A 20,882-nucleotide genomic window follows, 5' to 3' on the forward strand; every position below is an offset into this window, starting at 1 on the left:
GGAAAAGTCCCGTGCTTCTGCGAATTTCCCCACCCCACACCCGCACCACGCTAGCGGACGCGAATCAACGACAAAAGCCGCCGTGGTCATCTGCGATGCAGATCCTCTGCCACGGCGGCGTTGCGAATGCTGTTGTGCGGCAAAATCAGCCGCGTCGGTTCCGGCCGCGGCCGGAACCCGGGAAATCAGCCCAGCTTGTTGAAGGCCAGCGAGAGGGCCGACTTCTTGTTGGCGGCCTGGTTGGCGTGGATGACGCCCTTCGAGGCGGCCTTGTCCAGGCTGCGGCTCGCCGAACGCATCAGCTCGAGCGCCTTGTCCTTCTCGCCCGCCGCGGCGGCCTCGCGGAACTTGCGGATCGAGGTGCGCAGCGCGGACTTCACCGACTGGTTGCGCACCCGCGCCGCCTCGTTGGTGCGGATCCGCTTCATCTGGGACTTGATGTTGGCCACGCCTGTTCCTCTGATTCCTTCTCGTCAGTTGATGTGCTCTAGATGTTCGTGAAAAGTCTCTGGGCGCACTACACCGAAACGGGTAGCGCCGCGCCGACGATCGAGGTTACCAGTTGAGGCGGTGCGAAGCGAAATCGCCGTGCCTGCGCCCGGTCATCGCACAATCCGGTCCGAGTATCCGCGGTCTGTTCCCGATATGCGAATCGCCGTCATTGTGCACCGTTATCCGGTCCCGTAGCGTCCGACTTGGACGGCCGTACGGGTCGTTCAGCGAGTTTCCTGAATCTCCACGTGGTACCGACTCGAAGCACACGCTCGAAAAGGGAGGTGGCAGATGTCTCCGACTGCTCAGGAAGTGCTCGAAAATGTAGTCGAGCAGCGTGAAGTGCCGTTGGCTCGAAAATTGGTGGCCGAGGTGATCGGCACATTCGTACTGGTCTTCGGCGGGGTGGGTACGGCCGTCTTCGCCGGAAGCCGGGTGGGGGTGCTCGGAATCGCGCTCGCCTTCGGTTTCAGCCTCTCGTTGCTGGTCTACGCGATCGGCCCGATCTCAGGAGCGCACGTCAATCCGGCGGTGACCATCGGTCAGCTGGCGATGGGCAGGATCAGCTGGCTCACCGCCGTCTACTACTGGGTCGCGCAACTGGCCGGCGGGTTCATCGCCGGTGCGGTGATCTTCGGCATCGCCAGGAATCTGCCGTCCTACAACCGCGCCTCCGACGGTCTGGCCGCAAACGGCTGGGGTGCGCACAGCCCGTCGGCTGTGCATGTGCGTGGCCCCATGGCAACGCTCACGCAGGACGGTTACGGCTTGGCCGCGGCCGTCACCGTCGAGGTAATCCTGACCGCGCTGCTGGTTTTCGTGGTCTTGGCGTCGACCGACCGGATCTCGCATGTCGGGATGGCCGGGCTCGGTATCGGTATCACTCTCGCGGTGATCAACCTGATCGCTATCCCGATCGACAACGCCTCGGCGAATCCGGCACGCAGTCTCGCGGTCGCTCCGTATCAGAACGGGGCACTGCCACAGGTCTGGGTCTTCGTAGTCTTCCCGCTGCTCGGCGGCTTGTTGGGCGCGCTGGTCTACAGCGCCCTGTTCGGCCGCACCCGGCATCTCGCCGACTGATCCGGCGACGCCGATGGTGAATCCGGTCGCGCCACGTGCGGCCGGATTCACTGGTTCGGCCGGCCTGCTCAACCCCAGTTGTATTCCGCACACAGCCGGTGCGCGACGTGATCGAAGGTTTTCCGCGGGAGAATCGCCCCTTCACGCCGGATGCCCGCTTCGGGCACGTCGAGCACCCGGTCCAGCCGGACCCAGCTGTCGCGCCCCTCGTAATCCCAAGGGCCCGAACCGATTCCGATCCAATTGTGCTCGGCGCCGCGTGCCGGATTCGAGGAGAGCATCAGCCCCAGCAGAGTCTTGCGCTCCCGGCCCACGACCAGCACGGGGCGGTCCTTGCCGTTGGCCGGATCCTCCTCGTACGGCACCCAGGTCCACACGATCTCGCCCGGATCGGCGCGGCCGTCGAGCTGGGGGCAGTAGACGATCTGGCGGGCACGTTCCCGGGTGGGCACCGGAGTCGAGGCCGCCGGCCGCACCGCGACCGTGTCCTTGCGGCGGCCGCCGAGAGCGCGGTCCCACATCGAGGAACGTTGCATCCGGTCGACGAGTTTCGGCGCCTGCTTCTTGACGATCCGGGGCCCCTGCTCCTTGGCAATGGTCCCCAACTGCTTGCCCAGAGAGCTCCATGTGCTGGCCATATCGGCAGAGCTTAACGGCGAACCGCGCTCGGCTCATCCCTACCGGATTCGCCTGTGCCGGGCGGGGAATCGAGTGTGCCGCCGCTCACATCCGGGTCGCCGGCCCCGGGAACTGCGCCGTTGCCGCCGATGCCGGCCCGCCGGTGCGTGCACGACCACGCGGTATGCGCACGTAGACTGCCGCATGGCGACTTATCGACTTGTTCACGGGTAGGAGTGTCCCATCAGCACGTTTGCCGACACGACGTTCACCGATCCCTCGCGGATCCGGAACTTCTGCATCATCGCGCATATCGACCACGGCAAGTCCACGCTGGCCGACCGCATGCTGCAGTTGACCGGGGTGGTCGAGGAACGGCAGATGCGTGCGCAGTATCTGGACCGGATGGATATCGAGCGCGAGCGCGGGATCACCATCAAGGCCCAGAATGTGCGGCTGCCCTGGAACGTCGATGGCACCGACTACGTCCTGCACTTGATCGACACCCCCGGCCACGTCGACTTCACCTACGAGGTCTCGCGGGCACTCGAGGCGTGTGAGGGTGCGATCCTGCTGGTCGACGCGGCCCAGGGCATCGAGGCGCAGACGCTGGCCAACCTGTATCTGGCACTGGACAAGGATCTCGAGGTCATCCCGGTGCTGAACAAGATCGACCTGCCCGCGGCCGATCCGGACCGTTACGCCGCCGAGCTGGCCCATATCGTCGGCTGCGAACCGGAGGACGTGCTGCGCGTTTCCGGCAAGACCGGCGTCGGCGTGCCCGAACTGCTCAACAAGGTGATCGAGACGGTCCCGCCGCCGGTCGGCGAGGCCGATGCCCCGGCCCGCGCGCTGATCTTCGACTCGGTCTACGACACCTACCGCGGTGTCGTCACCTACGTGCGTGTGGTGGACGGCAAGCTCACCCCGCGCCAGAAGATCAAGATGATGTCCACCGGCGCCACCCACGAACTGCTGGAGATCGGCATCGTCTCGCCCGAGCCCAAGCCCACCCAGGGCCTCGGCGTCGGTGAGGTGGGCTATCTCATCACCGGTGTGAAGGACGTCCGGCAGTCGAAGGTCGGTGACACCGTCACCACCGCGCGCGACGGCGCCACCGAGGCGCTGACCGGCTATCGCGAGCCGCGTCCGATGGTCTACTCCGGTCTCTACCCGGTCGACGGTTCGGACTATCCGGACCTGCGTGACGCGCTGGACAAACTGCAGCTCAACGATGCCGCGCTCACCTACGTGCCGGAGACCTCGGTCGCGCTCGGCTTCGGTTTCCGCTGCGGCTTCCTCGGACTGCTGCATATGGAGATCACCCGGGAGCGGTTGCAGCGCGAATTCAACCTGGATCTCATCTCCACCGCGCCCAACGTGATCTATCGCGTGATCATGGAGGACGGCACCGAACAGGTCGTCACCAACCCGTCGTTCTGGCCAGAGGGCAAGGTGCGCCAGATCTTCGAACCGGTGACCAAGTGCACGATCATCGCGCCGAGCGAGTTCGTCGGCACCATCATGGAGCTGTGCCAGTCGCGCCGCGGTGAACTGCTCGGCATGGACTATCTGTCCGAGACGCGCGTGGAGATGCGGTACACCCTGCCGATGGCGGAGATCATCTTCGACTTCTTCGATTCGCTGAAGTCGCGCACGCGCGGTTACGCCTCGCTGGACTACGAGGAGGCGGGCGAGCAGGAGGCCGCGCTGGTCAAGGTCGACATCCTGTTGCAGGGCGAGGCCGTGGACGCCTTCTCGGCCATCGTGCACAAGGACGCCGCCCAAGCCTACGGCCACAAGATGACCACCAAACTGCGCGAGCTCATTCCGAGGCAGCAGTTCGAGGTGCCGATCCAGGCGGCCATCGGCTCGAAGGTCATCGCCCGCGAGAACATTCGCGCGATCCGTAAGGACGTGCTGGCCAAGTGCTACGGCGGCGACATTTCGCGTAAGCGCAAGCTGCTCGAGAAGCAGAAGGAGGGCAAGAAGCGGATGAAGACCATCGGCCGGGTCGACGTTCCGCAGGAGGCCTTCGTCGCCGCGCTCTCGACCGATTCGTCATCGGACAAGCCGAAGAGGTAGTCTCCAAGGTTCCGTGAGATCAGTTGGACCGTTGACCGAGTCGACTGCCGGTTGATCTTGGGGCTTTCCGGTCACGACCGCCGGTGGCAAGCTCAGAAAGTACCGCTGTGGCCTGTCATCTGTCCGCCTGAAAGAAACCTGAAGGATGTGACAGGCAAGTTTTCCGGAAATAAGGTGTAAAAAGACCCAAATTCGGTAACACCCCGTTCGGTTTAGCCAGCCGAACGCTGAGAGCGGAGTTTGTATGACGCGTGAGCTGCCCTTCGACGATGATGCGGACGCGGGCGATCATGCGAACGATGCCGCATATCGCGTCGCGACCGGTGTCGCGCGGGTGGCTCGGGCCGGTGCGTACGTCACCGGCGGCGCGCTGATCGCCTCCAACGGGTCGCCCGCACCGGAGAACGAATCGCACAACAGCCACATCACCGGCTGGTCCACCGCCGATCCGCATCCCGATGTGCCGAGTCCGGTGGTGACCTATCCGGATCCGTCACCGGACTCCGTTCCGCCGACCCTCGGGAACTCCGCGTCGCACGCCCCGGCCGCACCCGCGCCGGGACTGGCGCTGCCGGAACAGCACGGCACGGATGCCTATCCGGGGCTGCAATTGCCCTTCGCCGACGGTGGTCAGCCCGCGCCCGGTATCGGCGGCCTGCCCGGCTCGCCCGACGGCGAGTCGACCGCACCGCCCTTCTCGATTCCCGGTTCTCCCTCGCACCCGGGCAATCCGCATTCGGGCCACGGTGGTTTCAGTAATCCGGGATTCGGTGGGGGACAAGGCTTTGCGATTCCCGGGACGCACCATGCCAGTGCCCCGGCCGGTTTCGGCCTGCCCGGTGCGCCGGAATCGGAGACCTCGGGAGGCTTCGGTTTGCCGGGTCAGTCCCACGCGTCGGGGGCCTTCGGGCTGCCCGGTGCCGAGGACGCGGTGGATCAGCGGCAGGCCGATGCCGACACGGCCGGCGCCGATCCCTACCCGACCGCACCGCTGCCCGGGCACGGACTGGGCCTGCCCGGCACCAACGGACTCCATCTGCCCGGGATGAACGGGTTCGGCCCCGGCGGGTTCGGCGGTCTGTCGGATCCGCACGACGGTCTGTCGGATCCGCATCCCGGTGCCTTCGACGGCATCGGTGACGGCGGTAATCCCGGCATCTTCGTCGGCACCGAGATGAAGATCGACGCGCACGTCGGATTCGACGGAATCTGGGTGACGACCGAAACCAAGGTCGATTTCGCCGTCGGCGACGTCGGGCACCAGCTCGACGACTACGGGCAGTGGCTCGGCAGCGGCACCCACCAGATCCCCGCCGGCGCAAGCGCATCGGACGCCTCCGGCTGGGCCGGCCAATTCGGTGGCCCGACCTCGAGCGCCCACGCGTCCGGTAGTGCGGCCGACGGTGTGGCCCCGGGTGCGGCGGTGGCGCCCCCCGGTGCGGCCACGGCCGCGGCGACGCATGCCGGGGCCGCGAACGGTCCTGCGGGCGCAGCGGTGAACGGACCCGCCGGCGCCGCCGCGAACGGACCCGGCGCCGCGGTGCCGGGCTCGTCGGCGTTCGCGCCGCAATCCGGGCCGATCGCCACATCGGCCGCCCCCGGCTCGACGCCGTTCGCTACCGCTCAAGCGTCCGCGCCGGTGACGAATGTCGCGGCGCCGCAACCGGTTTCGACCGCACCGGTCGTCGCCGCGCCGGCGCCGGTCGCACCCGCTCCGGCGCCCGCGCTCGTCCAACCGGTCTCGGCGACGCCACTGCAGACCACGATTCAGCCCGAGGCCGCTACCCACCCGATCGCGAACGTGATCACCACGCATGCTGGACCGTCCCCGCTGACCGCGCCCGCGGTGGCCGTTCCGGCGCTGTTCGACGATCGGCCCCGCCATGCCGGTACGGACACCGGACTGCCGGGCGGTGCCGATGATCCGTCGGAATCGGGCGCCGGGCGGACCACCACCCACGCGCCGACCACCACATCGCACGGCACCACCACGACCCACGACGCCGATGCGACGAAGACGCCGACCGCGCCGAGCACCTCGCACGCGCCGGGGACCACGCCCGGCGGCGAGCACACCACCACCCGTCCGGGTACCTCGGCCGATCACGATTCCGTCGACCGGCCCACGCCGACCGTGACGGTGCCTCGCGACACCGATTCCGGCCATCCCACCCGCACTCCCGGTACGACGCCGTCGGATACCGACAGCGACTCCGGGCCGTCGACCTCCGCCGGCGCGGACGCGTCGACGCCGGGCCATACCGCGACGCATACACCGGGCACCTCCTCGGGGGCGGACACCTCCGCCACCGGCAACGCCGACGATCCGACCGTGCCGTCACGCGGTTCCCAGGTGCCGACCCACGATCCGGATTCCGTACCGACGCAGCAGGTTCCTAACCAGCAGGTACCGACCCAGCATGCGACGCCGCCGAGCCACGACCAGACCGTCCCGACACACGAACCGACCGTGCCGACCGCGCAGCACACCGCACCCGTGGAGCCGCCGACCGTGATCAAACCGCCGACCACCATCGATCCCGTGCCGAATGCGCACGTTCCGGTGAAACCTGTTGCGGCCGTAAACGATTCGTACGACACCTCGCTGTGGACCGATCCCGGCCACGGCCTGACGAGTGTGTCCGCCGCCGGACTGTCCGGCGGTCTGCACGAAACCACCTTTGCCGAGATGCACCATCCGGTGGACCACCCTGTCGTCGATTTCCACGTGCTTCCGCTGTGACGGCGGTGGAGTCGCCGGGTGCCAAACACCCCGACGAGATGGCCCCGTTGCTCGCGCAGCTCGACGAATTGCTCGACCTGACCCGCGCCGCGGGCCGGGCCGATCTCACCGCACGACTGGGGATGTCGCGGGCTCGGGTGGCCGATCCGCGCGTGCGGCTGGTGGTCGTCGGCGAACCCAAGAACGGGATGAGCACGCTGGTCAACGGCCTGGTCGGCAGCGCGGTGAGCGCGACCGGCAGTCCGGTCAGCGTTCCGGTGATCGCCGAATACGGTCCGGAGGCGACCGCCACGCTGGTGCGCTCGCTGCCCGGCGGCCGCACCGAACGCCAGCCCGTCGACCCGCTGAACCCCGGTCCGGCGCTGAGCGCGGCCGGCGTGATCCGAGCCGAATTCACCGACCCGAGCCCGCTGCTGGCCGAGGGATTCGTGGTGATGGACGCGCCCGGCGCACCCGCCGACGCGCCGACTACCTGGTCGCTGATCGCCGCCGCCGACGCCGTGCTCTACGTCAGCGACGCGGCGGCGGAATACACTCCCGAGCAGATCGCCCTGCTGCAGCGCATCCGGCAGGTGTGCCCGACGGTCGTCTGTGTGCTGAACAAAATCGATCGCTACAGCCACTGGAGCCGGGTGCAGCAGCGCAATCGCGAGCTGCTCGACGCCGCCGGCCTGGGTTTCGCGGTGGCCCCGATCTCCGCCGATCTGCATCTGCGTGCCGGTGACGATCACCGCCGCGATATCGAATCCGGTGTGCCGCAACTGATCGACCATCTGCGCGGATACGTCCTCGCCCGCGCCGACGCCGTCGCCCGGGAAGCGGCGCTGCGCGACATCCGCACCATCACCGATCATCTGGGGCTGGCCCTGCGCAGTGAGGCCGAAACCCTGCGCGATCCGCAGCGCTACACCGCGATCACCGATCAACTGCGCACCGCGCGGGCCGAGGCCGACGATCTGCGCCACCGCAGCGCCAACTGGCAGGTCACCCTCGCCGACGGCTGTTCGGAACTGATGGCCGATATCGAACACGATCTGCGGCACCGGCTGCGCGTACTGGTCCGCCACGCCGAATCGGAGATCGCCAAGCGCGATCCGGCTCGCAGCTGGGACGAATTCGGCGCCGATCTGGATTCCCGGATCTGCGAGGCGGTCGAGGAGAACTTCGTCGTCGCCCACTATCGGGCGGTGGAACTGGCCGAGCAGGTCACCGCGAAGTTCCCCGCCGACTCGCGCGATGTGCCGCTGCCCGATCTGCGGCTCGAGGATCCGGGCGACGTCCTCGAACCGGTGTCGTCGCTGGAGCCGCTGGATACCGCGAAGGTGAGCTTCACCTCGTCGCTGCTGAACGTGATGCGCGGCTCCTACGGTGGCCTGCTCATGGTCGGGTTGCTCACCAGTTTGCTGAAAATGCCGCTGGTGAACTGGTATTCGGGTGCGGCGGCCGCCCTGCTGGGTATCAACGCCCTGTGGGAGGACCGCAAGCTGCGCCGTGAGCGCCGCCAGTCCGAGGCCAAGGTGGCGGTGGCTCGCCTGATGGACGATGTGATCTTCCAGGTCGGCAAGGAGTCACGGCATCGGCTGCGGGCCATGCAGCGCATGTTGCGCGACCACTTCACCGATCTGGCCGATCAGACGCTGCGATCGGTGGACGAATCGCTGCGCGCGGCCGAGGAGGCGGCGGCGATCAACTCGCCGGAGAGTCGTGAACGGCGTCTCACCGAAATCGAGCGATCGATGGTGCGATTGCGGGAGATCCGCGAAAACGCCGACGTGCCTTAGCGTTCGTGCTGTGCGCATTCGGGGCGGGTGGTCCGGGGCATACCGGACCACCCGCTGCTTCGTCAGCCCGCGGGATGAGCCGGATGGAATTCACCGGCCCCGGTGGAGTGTTCGGCCCGGATCACATGCATCACCGCGTTGATCAATGCCAGGTGGGTGAACGCCTGCGGGAAGTTACCGAGATGCCGTCCGGTGTAGGGGTCGATCTCCTCGGCGTAGAGCTTGAGCGGGCTGGCGTATCCGAGCAGCCGTTCCAGCAGATGCCGCGCCCGGCGCACCTCGCCGATCTCCACCAGCGCCGATACCAGCCAGAACGAGCAGATGGTGAATGTGCCCTCCGCACCGGACAATCCGTCGTCGGTGGTGTCGGTGCGGTAGCGCAGCACCAAGCCGTGCTGGGTCAGATCGGAAGCGATGGCCAGGACCGTGGCGCGCACCCGCGGATCGGTCGGCGGCAGGAAGCGCAGGAGTACGACCAGCAGCAGTGAGGCGTCGAGGCTGTCGCCACCGTAGGTCTGGGTGAAGACGCCCTTGTCGTTCACCCCGTGGGTGAGTACATCGGCGCGGATCTCTTCGGCCAGCGCGGCCCACTTCTCGGCGTAGTCGGTCTCGCCGTGCAATTCGGCGAGTTTCGCGCCGCGGTCCAGCGCGACCCAGCACATCACTTTGGACGAGGTGAAATGCTGCGGTTCGCCGCGCACCTCCCAGATGCCGCGGTCGGGTTTGCGCCAGTTCTCGATCGCCGCCTCGACCTGCCGCTTCAACATCGGCCACAACGTTTCCGGGACTTGCTGGCGTGATTTCACGTGCAGATAAACCGAATCCAGAATGGTGCCCCAGATGTCGTGCTGCTGTTGCTGGAACGCGCCGTTGCCGATGCGGACCGGCTTGGCGCCGTCGTAACCGTGCAGGTGCGGGATCTCGGACTCGTCCAGATCGCGTTCCCCGCCGATGCCGTACATCACCTGAAGCGGTTGCGCCTCACCGTCTTTCGCGGTCGCGACATCGTGCAGGAAGGCGAAGAAGTCGTCGGCCTCCCGGTTGAGGCCCAGCGTGTAGAGGCCCCACAGGGCGAAGGTGGAGTCGCGCACCCAGCTGTAGCGGTAGTCCCAGTTGCGTTCGCCGCCCGGCGTTTCCGGCAGCGAGGTGGTGGCTGCCGCCATCAGGGCGCCGGTCGGGGAGTAGATCAGGCCCTTGAGCGTGAGCGCGCTGCGCTGCAGATAGCCGCGCCACGGATGATCCGGGAACTTGCCTAGAGTGATCCACTGCCGCCAGCATTCGGTGGTCTGCCACATCTTCTGCGCCGCTTCGGCGAAGGTGCGCGGGGCCGGCAGCGGCGACCAGGACAGGGCCACGAACAATTCGTCGCCCTCGCGCATGCGGGTGCGGGCGCGGGCCTCGCGCCCCTCCAGCCCCAGGCGCATATCCGTGGTGAGAACCAGTTCGCCGCAGGGCAATTCGTCGTGGGCGCAGGTCGCGGTGGCGGTGGCGCGTTCGTAGACCTCGCCGGTGTATTCCCAATTCACGGGCGCCCGGTGATAGTCGAAGGCCGGTTCGCAGCTCATCTCCACTTCGACCACGCCGCTGACGCATTTCACCGTGCGCAGCAGGATGTGCTCGGCGTCCCAGTCCTCCGGGGTGCGGCGGTAGGTCCGGCTGCGCCGGTCGGTGTTGTGCCAGGGGCCCAGGACCAGCGCATCGCGGACGATGATCCAGCCGGTGTCGGTCTGCCAGGTCGTCTCCACGATCATGCCCCCGGGCAGATAGCGCCGCGCCGCGGGCACGTTCACGCCGTAGGGGCCGAGCCGGAAGTGTCCGGCGCTGCGGTCCAGCATGGCGCCGAACACACTGGGCGAATCCGGCCGCGGCAGGCACATCCACTCCACCGCACCGTTGCGCGCGATGAGGCAGCAGGTCTCGCAATCGGAGAGGAAGGCGTAGTCGTCGATCGGCGGATACGACGACTTGTGCACGACGCCCGCCGAAATGGGCAGGTAGTTCGCCGAGATCTCGGCATCGGAGACGTCGGCCAGGGCATCGCGCGGCGGCGACATGTCGTCGAGCGTCTCGATGAGGGGTTGTTCGGTGATCGGTTCGTCGTAGGACGCCATACAGCCATCATGGTGGATTCCGGTCCCGTTCGCCGGGACTGTCGGCACCTCGCGACAGCCGGTCGGCATGCCCTGCGGCCGGCGCACCCGTGACCTACTAGGCTGGTGGTTGTGCATCATGTCGCGGGCTGGTGGGACGGCTTCGAGTTGTGGGTGGCCGGATTACCGTTCCTCCCGCAGTTCGTCGTGGTTCTGGTCGGGGCGGTGCCGGTCAGTTTCCTGATCGCCTACCTGCTCGATCGTGGATTGCGGATCGTGCTGCGGCTGCTCGGCCGCGACCGCTCGGCCGTCGCCGAGACCGACATCGTCGCCGGCGACGCGGCCTCCGAGATCGCGCCCGATGCGGCGACCATCGCACCGCCCGAACCGGTGCTGGCCGGCGCCTCGATGCATGTTCCGGGTCCGATGCCGAAGGAAGCGATCTGATGCCACGCTCACGGGTCCAGTTGGCGCTGATCGCACTGCTCGTGCTGATCGTCGTCGCCTGGTTGCTGACGCGATAATCCCCCGCTGTCGGAGGTTGCAGGTACTGTGCAGCCCATGCCAACCGATGAGGAATTCGTCGACCTCGAGCAGCTTCTGGAGATCGAGGACGGCCCCCGACTGATCGCGACCCACTACACCACCGCCGACGAGGCGATCGAGATGGTGCGCGCCGCGCAAATGCTCGGCCTGGGCGTGCGGCTGCAGAACCGGCTGCGCGCCGACGAGCCCGACGAGGACGGTGAGGACACCGCCGTCGAGGAGTGGGTGCTCGACCTCTACGAAAGCCCGCCCGAGTCCGCCGACGAGGAGTAGACCGGCCACCGATCGGCTGGTGCCGGAACGCACGCACCGGGGTCCGGGCGACTGTGGTCTTCACCACGGTTCGCCCGGGCCCCGGTGGTCGTTGCGGTGTCGGCGCGGTGGCGGTCGGGAATCCGAAATATGAATACTTCCCGCCGGTCATGGGCGGTTTTCTCGAACATCGGGATCTTCGGCGGATTCCGCTTCGACCGATTCGCGCGGTTCCGGGTGCTCTGTTAGAGTCTGCCCGTGTCATCGAGCGTTGTTCCGCAGGTCCGCCATGAGTTGGCGTTGATCGCGGTCGGCTGTCTCGTCGTCGCGGACATTCACTGTCGTCGATAGCTGATCGGACACGCTGCGCCCTTTCCACGGGACCGGCGCACATCTTTCCGCAGCGTCTCCGCCTCTCGCGGCTCAGCCGCCCGCGCCTGTCTCCGGTATTCACCGGGCAGATCTACCGCTCAATCACAGTTACTTCCGACCCGGCAGCAGTGTGCGCCGGGGGCGGGCGGCAGGAAAGGTCAGTTCCATGTCTCGCAGATCGTCCAGCAGATCCTGGTTCTCGGTGCGCCGAGGACGCATCGCCGTCGCGCTCACCGCGCTGGCGGCCGTGGGACTGACCGCCGCCTGCAGTGGTGGCTCGAGCGACACCGTCGGCGGCGACGCCCACAGTGGTGGCGGGCAGTTGACGCTGTTCGCCTACTCGGTCGCCAAGCCGGGCTACGACAAGGTGATCGGCGAATTCAACAAGACCGAGGCCGGCAAGGGCGCGCAGATCCAGCAGTCCTACGGCGCCTCGGGCGACCAGTCCCGCAAGGTCAAGGACGGAGCCCAGGCCGACGTCGTCAGCTTCTCGGTCGAACCCGACATCACCCGGCTGGTGGATGCCGGGCTGGTCGACTCGACCTGGAATGCCGACGCCAACAAGGGGGTGCCGTTCGGTTCGGTCGTCGTGATCGCCGTCCGCAAGGGCAACCCGAAGGGCATCCACGACTGGAACGATCTGCTGAAGCCCGGCGTCGAGGTGGTGACGCCGAATCCGTTCAGCTCCGGCTCGGCCAAGTGGAACCTGCTGGCGCCCTACGCCGCGGAGAGCGACGGCGGCAAGAATCCGCAGGCGGGCCTGGACTACCTGGGCAAGCTGATCTCCAAGGAGCACATCAAGGTGCAGCCGAAGTCGGGCCGGGAGGCGACCGAGACCTTCCTGCAGGGCACCGGGGACGTACTGCTCAGCTACGAGAACGAGGCGATCTTCTCCGAGCGCAGCGGGGATCCGATCGAGCACGTCATCCCGCCGACCACCTTCAAGATCGAGAACCCGGTGGCGGTGACGAAGAACGCCAAGAATCCCACCACCGCCGTGGCGTTCAAGGACTTCCTGTATTCGCAGGCCGGCCAGAAGGCATGGGCGGAGGCCGGTTTCCGTCCGGTCGATCCGCAGGTCGCCGCGCAGTACACCAAGGATTTCCCGGCGCCGCAGAAGCTGTGGACGATCGCCGATCTGGGTGGGTGGAAGCAGGTCGACAAGGATCTGTTCACCCCCGACACCGGCAGCGTCGCGGTGCTCTACGACAAAGCCACCAAGTAAGCCGGTGGCTCGGAGCGCACGGAATACTGGGCAACTGTGACTGACACCCGTACGAAGGCCGACACCGGCGGGAGTACCGACGCCGGGACCACCACCGGTCCCGGCGTCGTCCGGCAGCGGTCCGCCGGACCGGCGTGGCGGTCGCGCCTCACCGGATCGGCCGGCTCGCTCGGTCTGGCGATCACGGTGCTGTGGCTGAGCATCATCGTCTTGCTGCCGCTGGCCGCGTTGACGGTCCATTCCTTCGACGACGGGTGGTCCGGCTTCTGGGGTGCGGTCACCGCGCCCGCGGCACTGGACGCGTTGCGGGTGACGGTTCTCGTATCGGTGGTCGTCGCCGTGATCAACGTCGTCATGGGCACCGTGGTGGCGTGGGTGCTGGTGCGCGACGATTTCCCGGGCAAGAGCTTCGTCAACGCCCTGATCGATCTGCCGTTCGCGCTTCCGACGATCGTGGCGAGCATCGTGCTGCTGTCGCTGTACGGGCCGCAGAGCCCGGTCGGTATCCACCTCAACGCCACCCAGCCGGGACTCGTGGTGGCGCTGGCATTCGTGACGCTGCCGTTCGTCGTGCGCTCGGTGCAGCCGGTGCTGATCGAAGCGGATAAAGAGGTCGAGCAGGCCGCGGCCTCACTGGGCGCGAACAACCTGACCATCTTCCGGCGCGTGGTGCTGCCGTCGCTCGCGCCGGCCATCATCTCCGGCGGTGGCCTCGCCTTCGCGCGCGCCATCGGCGAATACGGGTCGGTGGTCCTGATCGGCGGCAACATTCCGCGCCGCACTCAGGTCGCGTCGCAGTACATCCAGCAGCAGATCGAGGTGGACCGTCCGGTGAACGCGGCGGCGGTGTCGGTGGCGCTGCTGGCGATTTCCTTCGCCACCCTGCTGATCCTGCGCATCTTCTCCGAACGCACCGCCCGCAAGGAACAGGCGAGCCGATGAAACTGTCCGCCCCGTCCCGGATTTCGCTGCGCGTGATCGCGCTCGCGTATCTGATCGTGTTGCTGGTGGCTCCGCTGGTGATCATTCTCTGGCGCAGCTTCGAGCACGGGATCGGTGCGTTCCTCGATTCCATCACCACACCCGCCGCGATCTCGGCGTTCAATCTGTCGCTGTTGATCGTCGTGATCGTGGTGCCGCTCAATGTGGTCTTCGGAGTCATCACCGCCATCGCCCTGGTGCGCGGAAACTTCCGGGGGCGCACTCTGATTCAGGGTGTGGTGGATCTGCCGTTCGCGGTCTCGCCGGTGGTGGTCGGCGTATCGCTGATCATGCTGTGGGGTGTCGGGGGCTGGTTCGGTGGCCTCGACAGCTTCGGCTTCCGGGTGATCTTCGGCCTGCCGGGCATGGTGATCGCCACGCTCTTCGTCACGCTGCCCTTCGTGGTCAGCGAGGTCGTCCCGGTCCTGCACGAGATCGGCGACGATCAGGAGCAGGCCGCGGCGACCCTGGGCGCCAGCCGGTGGCAGACCTTCTGGCGTATCACCCTGCCGGCCATTCGGTGGGGCCTGACCTACGGCATCGTGCTCACCGTCGCCCGCGCCCTCGGCGAATTCGGCGCCGTGATCATGGTGTCGTCCGGACTGCCCGGCATTTCTCAGACCCTGACGCTGCTGGTGCACGGTCGTTATATCAACGACCACAACACCTTCGGCGCCTACTGCGCGGCGACCCTGCTCATGGCCATGGCGCTCGTCACCCTCGTCCTGATGACCCTTCTCGAACGCAAGCGGGGCACTGCCAAATGATTACCGTCACCGACGCGAACAAGCGCTATGGTTCGTTCGCCGCCCTCGACAACGTCAGCCTGGACATCCCCTCCGGTGAGCTGACCGCGCTGCTGGGGCCCTCCGGTTCCGGGAAATCGACGCTGCTGCGTTCGATCGCCGGCTTGGAATCGTTGGATTCGGGCATCGTGACCATCGCCGACCGCGACGTCACCCGGGTCTCGCCGCAGAAGCGCGATATCGGCTTCGTCTTCCAGCACTACGCGGCGTTTAAACATATGACCGTGCGCGACAACGTGGCGTTCGGGTTGAAGATCCGCAAGCGCCCGAAGAACGAAATCCGCAAGCGCGTCGACGAATTGCTCGGCATCGTGGGCCTGGACGGGTTCCAGCATCGCTATCCGGCGCAACTGTCGGGTGGTCAGCGGCAGCGCATGGCGCTGGCCCGGGCGCTGGCCGTCGACCCGCAGGTGCTCTTGCTCGACGAACCCTTCGGCGCCCTCGACGCCAAGGTGCGTCACGACCTGCGCACGTGGTTGCGTCGCCTGCACGAGGAAGTGCACGTGACCACCGTGCTGGTCACCCACGATCAGGAGGAGGCGCTCGACGTCGCCGACCGGATCGCGGTGATGAATGCCGGTCGCATCGAACAGGTCGGAACGCCCGAAGACGTATATGACCGTCCCGCCAACGAATTCGTCATGTCCTTCCTCGGTGCGGTGGCCAAGTTGAACGGACATCTGGTGCGCCCGCACGACATTCGCATCGGCCGCGATCCCGGTATGGCCCTGGCCGAACACGAGGGCACCGCGGAGTCGGCGGGGGTCACCCGCGCGACCGTCGAGCGCGTCGTCCGACTGGGTTTCGAGGTTCGCCTCGAATTGCGCAATGCGGCCACCGGCGACCTGTTCACCGCGCAGGTCACTCGCGGTGACGCGGAGGCTTTGCGGTTGGCGGAGGGTGAGACCGTCTTCGCCCGCGCCACCCGCATCCCGGAACTGCCCGCGGCCTGATCTTCCCTGTCGGCGGAGCCGGGCGCTCGTGCGGCGTTGGGGGAGTGGGTGTTTCGCCGGATGCGCCACCGTTGCCGGATCGCCGGTATACGGTGTCCGAGGATATTCGGACGATTGCTGGCAAACCCGTACCGGTCGGTCGGTGTCGCGAAATGTCCACTGCGCGTATGAATTGCCTGATTTGTTACCGCAGGTGAAGGGGTATATCTGCGGTATCGGCGGCATCGTCGCGGAGTGCGGCGGTTGAGCGGACAACCGATTGTCCGGTGCTTGGCAAGTTCTCAGCACAGTGGTTGCCTGATGCCGGATCGAGACATGTCAGCGAACGTACGCTCGTCGATCGAGGGGAATTGTGATGACGGTTGGGCTCGGAGTGAGTATCGGCACGGTCAACACGGTGTGCGCCATCGATACTGCTGAGAGCGGGAAGAACGCGCGTGGCCGCGGGCGCAGCGCGGCCGGCGAATCCGGTGGGCGTGCGGCGACCGGCCGGCGCAAGCGGGGCTCGGGCCCGAAATCCGCGCTGTCGCAGCAGCGCACCGCGCCGGGAACCTGGCGCACGACACTCACTTTCGACAGCAGCGGCACCGCGCGGGTCGGCCGGATTCCGCGCCACGGCCGCGCCGTGACCGACTTCGCCGATCTGACCGGGCCTGGCCGGACCGCGCGCGTACGTCATCGGTCGCTGTCCGCGGCCGATCTGGTGGCGACCGTCGCGCGCACCGTGGTCGCGGACGTGTCCGCCCACGTGGTGGCCACCGCCGAGGGCCGCAATCCGGAAACCGCTGTCGCGGTGACACATCCGGTGAGTTACGGCGAGGAGCGGGTGCTCGAACTGCGCGAGGCCCTCGATTCGATCGGACTGTCCCATGCCGCCCTGGTGGCCGAACCGGTGGCGGCCGCGGCGTGGCTGTCGGTGGCGCACGGTCCGCTGCTGCCGGGCCTGGCGCTGGTCTACGACCTCGGCGGATCGGGGCTGACCGTCACCCTGGTGCGCATCGGCCCCGGTACTCCGGACCGGCCGGTGTTCGGGGAACCGTTGCGCTCCACCGCCTTCGGTGGCCGCGCCTTCGGTGCGAAGATGGCCGCGCAGGACAACTGGCGCGCCGGTGCTTCCTCGGCCGCCGACTCCGACGCCGCGATCACGGCTTTGCGCACCGCGCACATCCGCGAGTCGCTCGATGTGGTGTACGAATGCCTCGGCCGAGCCCGCGTCACGATGGCCGATGTCGACTGTGTGCTCGTCGTCGGCGGCGCCGCCCGTCCGCCCGAAGTCGCCGCGGTCCTGGCCGCGGCGCTGGCGCGGCCGGTGATTGTCGCCCCGGATCCGGAGCGCACGATCGCCGAGGGTGCGGCCGTGTTCGCGCGCCGCGCCGCCGAATCGATCCGGGAGAGCGAGGTCGCCGAGGCGCCCGAGCCACCCGAGCCGCCGCGCGTGCTGCGCCGCCGGCTGACGCGGGTCGCGGTCACCGTCGCGGTCGCGGCCGGTGGCGCGCTGTTCGCGGCGACTGCCGTGGTGGGGGACGAAGCGGGAGCGCAATCCATGGGCGCGGGACTCGTGCACGTTCAGCACTGACGGCGTGCCGCCACAGGTGGCGCGGGGCCGACAACGCCCTTCCGACTCGGCTTATCGGCTGATTCGTCGCTCGACGGCGCTCGGGCTCTCCGGATCGCGATAGTTGTTGAGTACCACCGCGAGACATCCGAGGGCGATGACCGCGCCGGCCGCGAACATCACCGGATAGCCGATGCGCAAGGCGTTGTGCAGCAGCGACAGCAGCGCCGGTGAACCGAATCCGAGGTAGCTCACCGAATAGAACACCGCGGTCAGCCCGGCCAGATCGTCCGGCCGGGCGATCCGCTCGATCTCCTGCAGTCCCGCGACCATCCCGATGCCGAATCCGAAGCCGAGCACGGCAGCGGTCGCGACGACGGCCCACAGCTGTAGCGATGCCGCCGCGTAGACGGATGCGGCCATGCCTGCCGTGGTGAGGATCAGCGACAGTGCCGCGATCCGCGCGGTACCCGGCAGGTCGATCCGCCGCGCCACCGACTGGATGGCGAAACCGCATCCGAGCGTGATCACCGTGATCAGCGCGGAGAAGGCGATCGGGGTTCCGGCGATGCGGTCGGCGGCCAGCGTCGGCAGGATTGCGTAGGCGGTCGCGGCGGAGGTGAACAGCCACAGCGCCAGCGGCAGTGCGATGCGGCGGAAACGCCGGTGGCCGGCCGCCGGAATCCGCAGATCCTCACGCAGTGGCTTGCGAATCGGTTGCGGTGCGACTGTTTCCGGTGCGCGCTGCACCCAGACGGCCGCGATCACGCACAGTGCCACATTGATGAGATAGGCCAGGGTCGCGGGCCACGGCCCCCACTGCGCCAGCACCCCGGCCACGCCGGCTCCGATGGCGAAACCGCCGGTGAGGCTCATCGCCGAGCGGCGAGCGCCGGTGCCGGGAGCCGACACGGGCCCGAACGGCGGCTGCGACAGCTCCTTCAACCAACTGCTGCCCACGGCCATCGCCAGACCGAGACCGACTCCGCACAGCACGCGCCCGATCGACAACATCGGCACCACGCCGAAACCGAAGGCCAGCAGCGTCGATCCGACCGCGGTGATCAGCGGTGCGGGCCGCATCAGCCGCTGCCTGCCGTAGCGATCCGACAGCGGCCCGCCGATCAGCAGCGCCGGCACGATGCCCAGGACGTATTCGAACAGCAACAGATCGACCGTGGTGACCGGCAGGCCGTCGTTCTTGTACATCACCAGCAGCGGGGTGAATTCGTTTCCGCCCCAGGCGATCGCGAAGACCGCCGCGGCCACGCCCCACCACACGCGCGGGGTGGTGGCGACCCGTGCCGGGCGGATGTCGACGGCGGTCGGCGCGGTCATCACAGTCCTCTCAGTTCGAGCTGGTGCACACCCGAAAGGTGTTCGGCCAGTGCGGTATCGAAGCCCGCGGTATCGCCGGCGGCGATCAGATCGGTCAGCTGCGCATGCTGTTCCACGATGCGGGCGGTATTCATCGGCGCGCGGTGCAGGGCGACGCTGTTCATCCGCCGCTGGCGTTCGCGCAGCGAGTCGTAGAACCCGGTGAGCAGCGGGTTGCCCGCGGCGACGACATAGCCGCGATGGAAGTCGGTGTCCTCGGTGGCGAAGTGCGACAGCGCCCGGCCGTCGGACACGGCGAGGTTCGCGAGGAGTTCGCGCTGGCGGGTCAGTGATTCGCGCAGGGCGTCGATCAGCGCCGGCCGCTCGTCGGCGGTGAGGGCGCGCACCGCCGCGGTCTCCACGACATAGCGGGCATGTGCGACGTGTTCGGCCTCATGTGCGGGAATAGGTACCACCAGCGCGCCGCGTTTGGGATACAGCCGCATCCAGCCCTCGGTCTCCAACCGCAGGAACGCCTCCCGGACCGGAGTGCGCGAGGTGCCCAGATCGGTCGCGATCTCACCCTCGCTGATCAGCTCTCCGCCGGGCAGTGCCCCGGTCAGGATGCGCTCCTTGATCTCCCGATAGGCGCGCTCCGCGGCCGAATACGTCTTAGACACAAGTTGTAGCTTAGCGGGGACATGGGATGAATTGCCATGTGGGTGCCGACACGTCCGACCCGCCTCGAGCGTGGGTGGTGACGGCCTTCCCTTCGATGTGACGCCCCGCACAGTACTTCCCGGTAATGCTGTTTCCGTTGCCACTGAGCTGGGAATTCGGCGGACTATCGGCGAGGTTGCGCGATGGTGCCCGGCATGGCCGGTCGCCGGTGTTGACCTCCGCCGCTATAGGTGTAACTATGGGAAACAGTTACCCATGCGAGATGGAGAGGCTGTGACGACGATGTCCGTTGCCGCGACGCCGGAAGTAGACCCTGTGGTCGCCGAGGCCATGGAATACGCCCAGAAGCTGCTCCTGCTGTCCGAGGGTTCGGTCAACAAGCACTTCGATCCGTTCACCGACATCGATTGGGACAACCCCGACTTCGCCGCGACCGCCGGCGAGAAGCGGTGGATCCTTCCGGAATCCGCCGACCCGCTGGGACGTCACCCCTGGTACCAGGCGCTGTCGGACGAGCAGAAGATCGCCATCGGCAAGTACCGTCAGGCCAATGTCGCCAAGGTCGGCTTGCAGTTCGAGTCGATCCTGATCAGCGGCATGGTCACGCACAACTTCAGCCTGCCCAACGGCTCGCCCGAATTCCGGTACTGCTCCCACGAGATGATCGAGGAGCACAACCACACCCTGATGTTCCAGGAGATGGTCAACCGGATCGGCATCGATGTGCCGGGGATGGGCCCGCTGGTCCGTAAGTTTCGCTACATCGCCGCGCCGGTCGCCGCCCGGTTCCCGAATCTGTTCTTCATGGCGGTGCTCGCCGGTGAGGAGCCGATCGACCACATCCAGAAGCAGATCCTGCGCTCCGGCGAGGAAGTGCATCCGATCATGCGCGGCGTCATGGCGATTCACGTCGCCGAGGAGGCGCGCCACATCTCCTTCGCGCACGAATTCTTGAAGAAGCATGTGCCGGAGTCGAATCCGGCCGCGAAGTTCGTGCTGTCGCTGGCCATGCCGATCGTGATGTGGATCCTCGGCCGGTCCATCGCGACCCCGCCGAAGTCCTTCTTCAAGGAATTCGACATTCCCGAGGACGTGCGCAAGGAACTGTTCTACGGCTCCGCCGAGGCGCAGCAGACCTTCGCCGACTACTTCATCGACGTGCGGGCCCTGGCCAAGGAGCTGGGCCTGATGAACCCGATCTCGAAGAACGTCTGGAAGCTGCTGAAGATCGACGGCCCGGCCAGCCGGTACCGCTCCGAGCCGCAGCGCGCCAAGACCAAAGCCGCCTGAAGGGTAGCCATA

Annotated in this window: 18 protein-coding genes; 13 read left to right on the plus strand and 5 right to left on the minus strand. The window is 67.3% G+C overall.

Annotated features, from left to right (window positions below; all coding sequences use genetic code 11):
* Positions 1-185: 185 nt before the first annotated feature.
* Positions 186-449, minus strand: a complete 264-nt coding sequence (rpsT, locus tag ACPCUW_RS11105) for a 30S ribosomal protein S20 (protein WP_039777096.1) — start codon at positions 447-449, stop codon at positions 186-188.
* Positions 450-783: 334 nt separating this feature from the next.
* Here rpsT and ACPCUW_RS11110 point away from each other — a divergent pair, with 334 nt between their 5' ends.
* Positions 784-1,575 carry an aquaporin gene (locus tag ACPCUW_RS11110; RefSeq protein ID WP_305778981.1) on the plus strand — a complete coding sequence of 264 codons (792 nt, stop codon included), beginning with the start codon at positions 784-786 and terminating at the stop codon, positions 1,573-1,575.
* Positions 1,576-1,643: 68 nt separating this feature from the next.
* Here the strand turns inward: ACPCUW_RS11110 and ACPCUW_RS11115 are convergent, their stop codons facing one another.
* Positions 1,644-2,213 carry a type II toxin-antitoxin system PemK/MazF family toxin gene (locus tag ACPCUW_RS11115; protein ID WP_030512824.1) on the minus strand — a complete coding sequence of 190 codons (570 nt, stop codon included), beginning with the start codon at positions 2,211-2,213 and terminating at the stop codon, positions 1,644-1,646.
* Positions 2,214-2,436: 223 nt separating this feature from the next.
* Here ACPCUW_RS11115 and lepA point away from each other — a divergent pair, with 223 nt between their 5' ends.
* The 3 genes from lepA to ACPCUW_RS11130 all read left to right on the plus strand — a co-directional run bounded on the left by lepA (position 2,437) and on the right by ACPCUW_RS11130 (position 8,802).
* Positions 2,437-4,278, plus strand: a complete 1,842-nt coding sequence (lepA, locus tag ACPCUW_RS11120; RefSeq protein ID WP_082857134.1) for a translation elongation factor 4 — start codon at positions 2,437-2,439, stop codon at positions 4,276-4,278.
* A gap of 244 nt (positions 4,279-4,522) precedes the next feature.
* Positions 4,523-7,021, plus strand: a complete 2,499-nt coding sequence (locus tag ACPCUW_RS11125) for a hypothetical protein (RefSeq protein ID WP_423424627.1) — start codon at positions 4,523-4,525, stop codon at positions 7,019-7,021.
* A complete protein-coding gene (locus ACPCUW_RS11130) occupies positions 7,018-8,802 on the plus strand; it encodes a hypothetical protein (protein ID WP_305778979.1) in 1,785 nt (594 codons plus the stop codon). The genes ACPCUW_RS11125 and ACPCUW_RS11130 overlap by 4 nt, the downstream gene beginning before the upstream one ends.
* A gap of 62 nt (positions 8,803-8,864) precedes the next feature.
* On the opposite strand, the gene ACPCUW_RS11135 is transcribed toward ACPCUW_RS11130, so the two are convergent.
* Entirely contained in the window at positions 8,865-10,913 is a 2,049-nt protein-coding gene (locus tag ACPCUW_RS11135) for a glycoside hydrolase family 15 protein (protein WP_423424629.1), read from the minus strand.
* 111 nt (positions 10,914-11,024) lie between these two features.
* On the opposite strand from ACPCUW_RS11135, the gene ACPCUW_RS11140 reads away from it, so the two are divergent.
* The 8 genes from ACPCUW_RS11140 (at position 11,025) to ACPCUW_RS11175 (ending at position 17,603) form a co-directional block, all read left to right on the plus strand.
* Positions 11,025-11,339 (plus strand): hypothetical protein, encoded by a 315-nt coding sequence (locus tag ACPCUW_RS11140; protein ID WP_051755078.1) that lies wholly within the window; start codon positions 11,025-11,027, stop codon positions 11,337-11,339.
* A gap of 114 nt (positions 11,340-11,453) precedes the next feature.
* Entirely contained in the window at positions 11,454-11,711 is a 258-nt protein-coding gene (locus ACPCUW_RS11145; RefSeq protein WP_051755080.1) for a hypothetical protein, read from the plus strand.
* A gap of 237 nt (positions 11,712-11,948) precedes the next feature.
* Entirely contained in the window at positions 11,949-12,041 is a 93-nt protein-coding gene (locus tag ACPCUW_RS11150; protein WP_310400397.1) for an Ms4533A family Cys-rich leader peptide, read from the plus strand.
* Between the two features lie 187 nt (positions 12,042-12,228).
* Positions 12,229-13,287: a sulfate ABC transporter substrate-binding protein gene (locus tag ACPCUW_RS11155; protein ID WP_063019398.1), complete on the plus strand. Its 1,059-nt coding sequence runs from the start codon at positions 12,229-12,231 to the stop codon at positions 13,285-13,287.
* Positions 13,288-13,461: 174 nt separating this feature from the next.
* Positions 13,462-14,229 (plus strand): sulfate ABC transporter permease subunit CysT, encoded by a 768-nt coding sequence (gene cysT, locus ACPCUW_RS11160; RefSeq protein ID WP_423424806.1) that lies wholly within the window; start codon positions 13,462-13,464, stop codon positions 14,227-14,229.
* On the plus strand, positions 14,226-15,035 hold the full coding sequence (gene cysW / locus ACPCUW_RS11165; protein ID WP_063019400.1) for a sulfate ABC transporter permease subunit CysW: 810 nt from the start codon (positions 14,226-14,228) through the stop codon (positions 15,033-15,035). Before cysT ends, cysW begins: the two co-directional genes overlap by 4 nt.
* Positions 15,032-16,027, plus strand: a complete 996-nt coding sequence (locus tag ACPCUW_RS11170; protein ID WP_030512833.1) for a sulfate/molybdate ABC transporter ATP-binding protein — start codon at positions 15,032-15,034, stop codon at positions 16,025-16,027. The genes cysW and ACPCUW_RS11170 overlap by 4 nt, the downstream gene beginning before the upstream one ends.
* Positions 16,028-16,382: 355 nt before the next feature.
* Positions 16,383-17,603, plus strand: coding sequence for an Hsp70 family protein (locus tag ACPCUW_RS11175; protein ID WP_423424633.1), 1,221 nt, complete (start codon positions 16,383-16,385; stop codon positions 17,601-17,603).
* Between the two features lie 51 nt (positions 17,604-17,654).
* On the opposite strand, the gene ACPCUW_RS11180 is transcribed toward ACPCUW_RS11175, so the two are convergent.
* Positions 17,655-18,920 (minus strand): MFS transporter, encoded by a 1,266-nt coding sequence (locus tag ACPCUW_RS11180; protein ID WP_423424635.1) that lies wholly within the window; start codon positions 18,918-18,920, stop codon positions 17,655-17,657.
* The gene (locus tag ACPCUW_RS11185) at positions 18,920-19,579 is read right to left on the minus strand and encodes a GntR family transcriptional regulator (RefSeq protein WP_305778973.1); all 660 of its coding nucleotides are present in this window, start codon (positions 19,577-19,579) and stop codon (positions 18,920-18,922) included. The genes ACPCUW_RS11180 and ACPCUW_RS11185 overlap by 1 nt, the downstream gene beginning before the upstream one ends.
* A 283-nt stretch (positions 19,580-19,862) precedes the next feature.
* Between ACPCUW_RS11185 and ACPCUW_RS11190 the strand changes: the two genes are divergently transcribed.
* Positions 19,863-20,870: an AurF N-oxygenase family protein gene (locus ACPCUW_RS11190; RefSeq protein WP_305779250.1), complete on the plus strand. Its 1,008-nt coding sequence runs from the start codon at positions 19,863-19,865 to the stop codon at positions 20,868-20,870.
* The last annotated feature ends 12 nt before the right edge of the window (positions 20,871-20,882 follow it).

Source organism: Nocardia sp. AB354 (genome assembly GCF_049538315.1).
In the GTDB taxonomy this organism is placed as follows: Bacteria; Actinomycetota; Actinomycetes; order Mycobacteriales; family Mycobacteriaceae; genus Nocardia; species Nocardia nova.

What these genes read in the sequence shown, in the direction of transcription:
- ACPCUW_RS11110 (WP_305778981.1), top strand. Translation starts at nt 784, where the DNA reads ATGTCTCCGACTGCTCAGGAAGTGCTCGAAAATGTAGTCGAGCAGCGT.
- ACPCUW_RS11115 (WP_030512824.1), bottom strand. Translation starts at nt 2,213, where the DNA reads ATGGCCAGCACATGGAGCTCTCTGGGCAAGCAGTTGGGGACCATTGCC.
- ACPCUW_RS11125 (WP_423424627.1), top strand. Translation starts at nt 4,523, where the DNA reads ATGACGCGTGAGCTGCCCTTCGACGATGATGCGGACGCGGGCGATCAT.
- ACPCUW_RS11135 (WP_423424629.1), bottom strand. Translation starts at nt 10,913, where the DNA reads ATGGCGTCCTACGACGAACCGATCACCGAACAACCCCTCATCGAGACG.
- ACPCUW_RS11145 (WP_051755080.1), top strand. Translation starts at nt 11,454, where the DNA reads ATGCCAACCGATGAGGAATTCGTCGACCTCGAGCAGCTTCTGGAGATC.
- ACPCUW_RS11155 (WP_063019398.1), top strand. Translation starts at nt 12,229, where the DNA reads ATGTCTCGCAGATCGTCCAGCAGATCCTGGTTCTCGGTGCGCCGAGGA.
- cysW (WP_063019400.1), top strand. Translation starts at nt 14,226, where the DNA reads ATGAAACTGTCCGCCCCGTCCCGGATTTCGCTGCGCGTGATCGCGCTC.
- ACPCUW_RS11170 (WP_030512833.1), top strand. Translation starts at nt 15,032, where the DNA reads ATGATTACCGTCACCGACGCGAACAAGCGCTATGGTTCGTTCGCCGCC.
- ACPCUW_RS11175 (WP_423424633.1), top strand. Translation starts at nt 16,383, where the DNA reads ATGACGGTTGGGCTCGGAGTGAGTATCGGCACGGTCAACACGGTGTGC.
- ACPCUW_RS11180 (WP_423424635.1), bottom strand. Translation starts at nt 18,920, where the DNA reads ATGACCGCGCCGACCGCCGTCGACATCCGCCCGGCACGGGTCGCCACC.
- ACPCUW_RS11190 (WP_305779250.1), top strand. Translation starts at nt 19,863, where the DNA reads ATGTCCGTTGCCGCGACGCCGGAAGTAGACCCTGTGGTCGCCGAGGCC.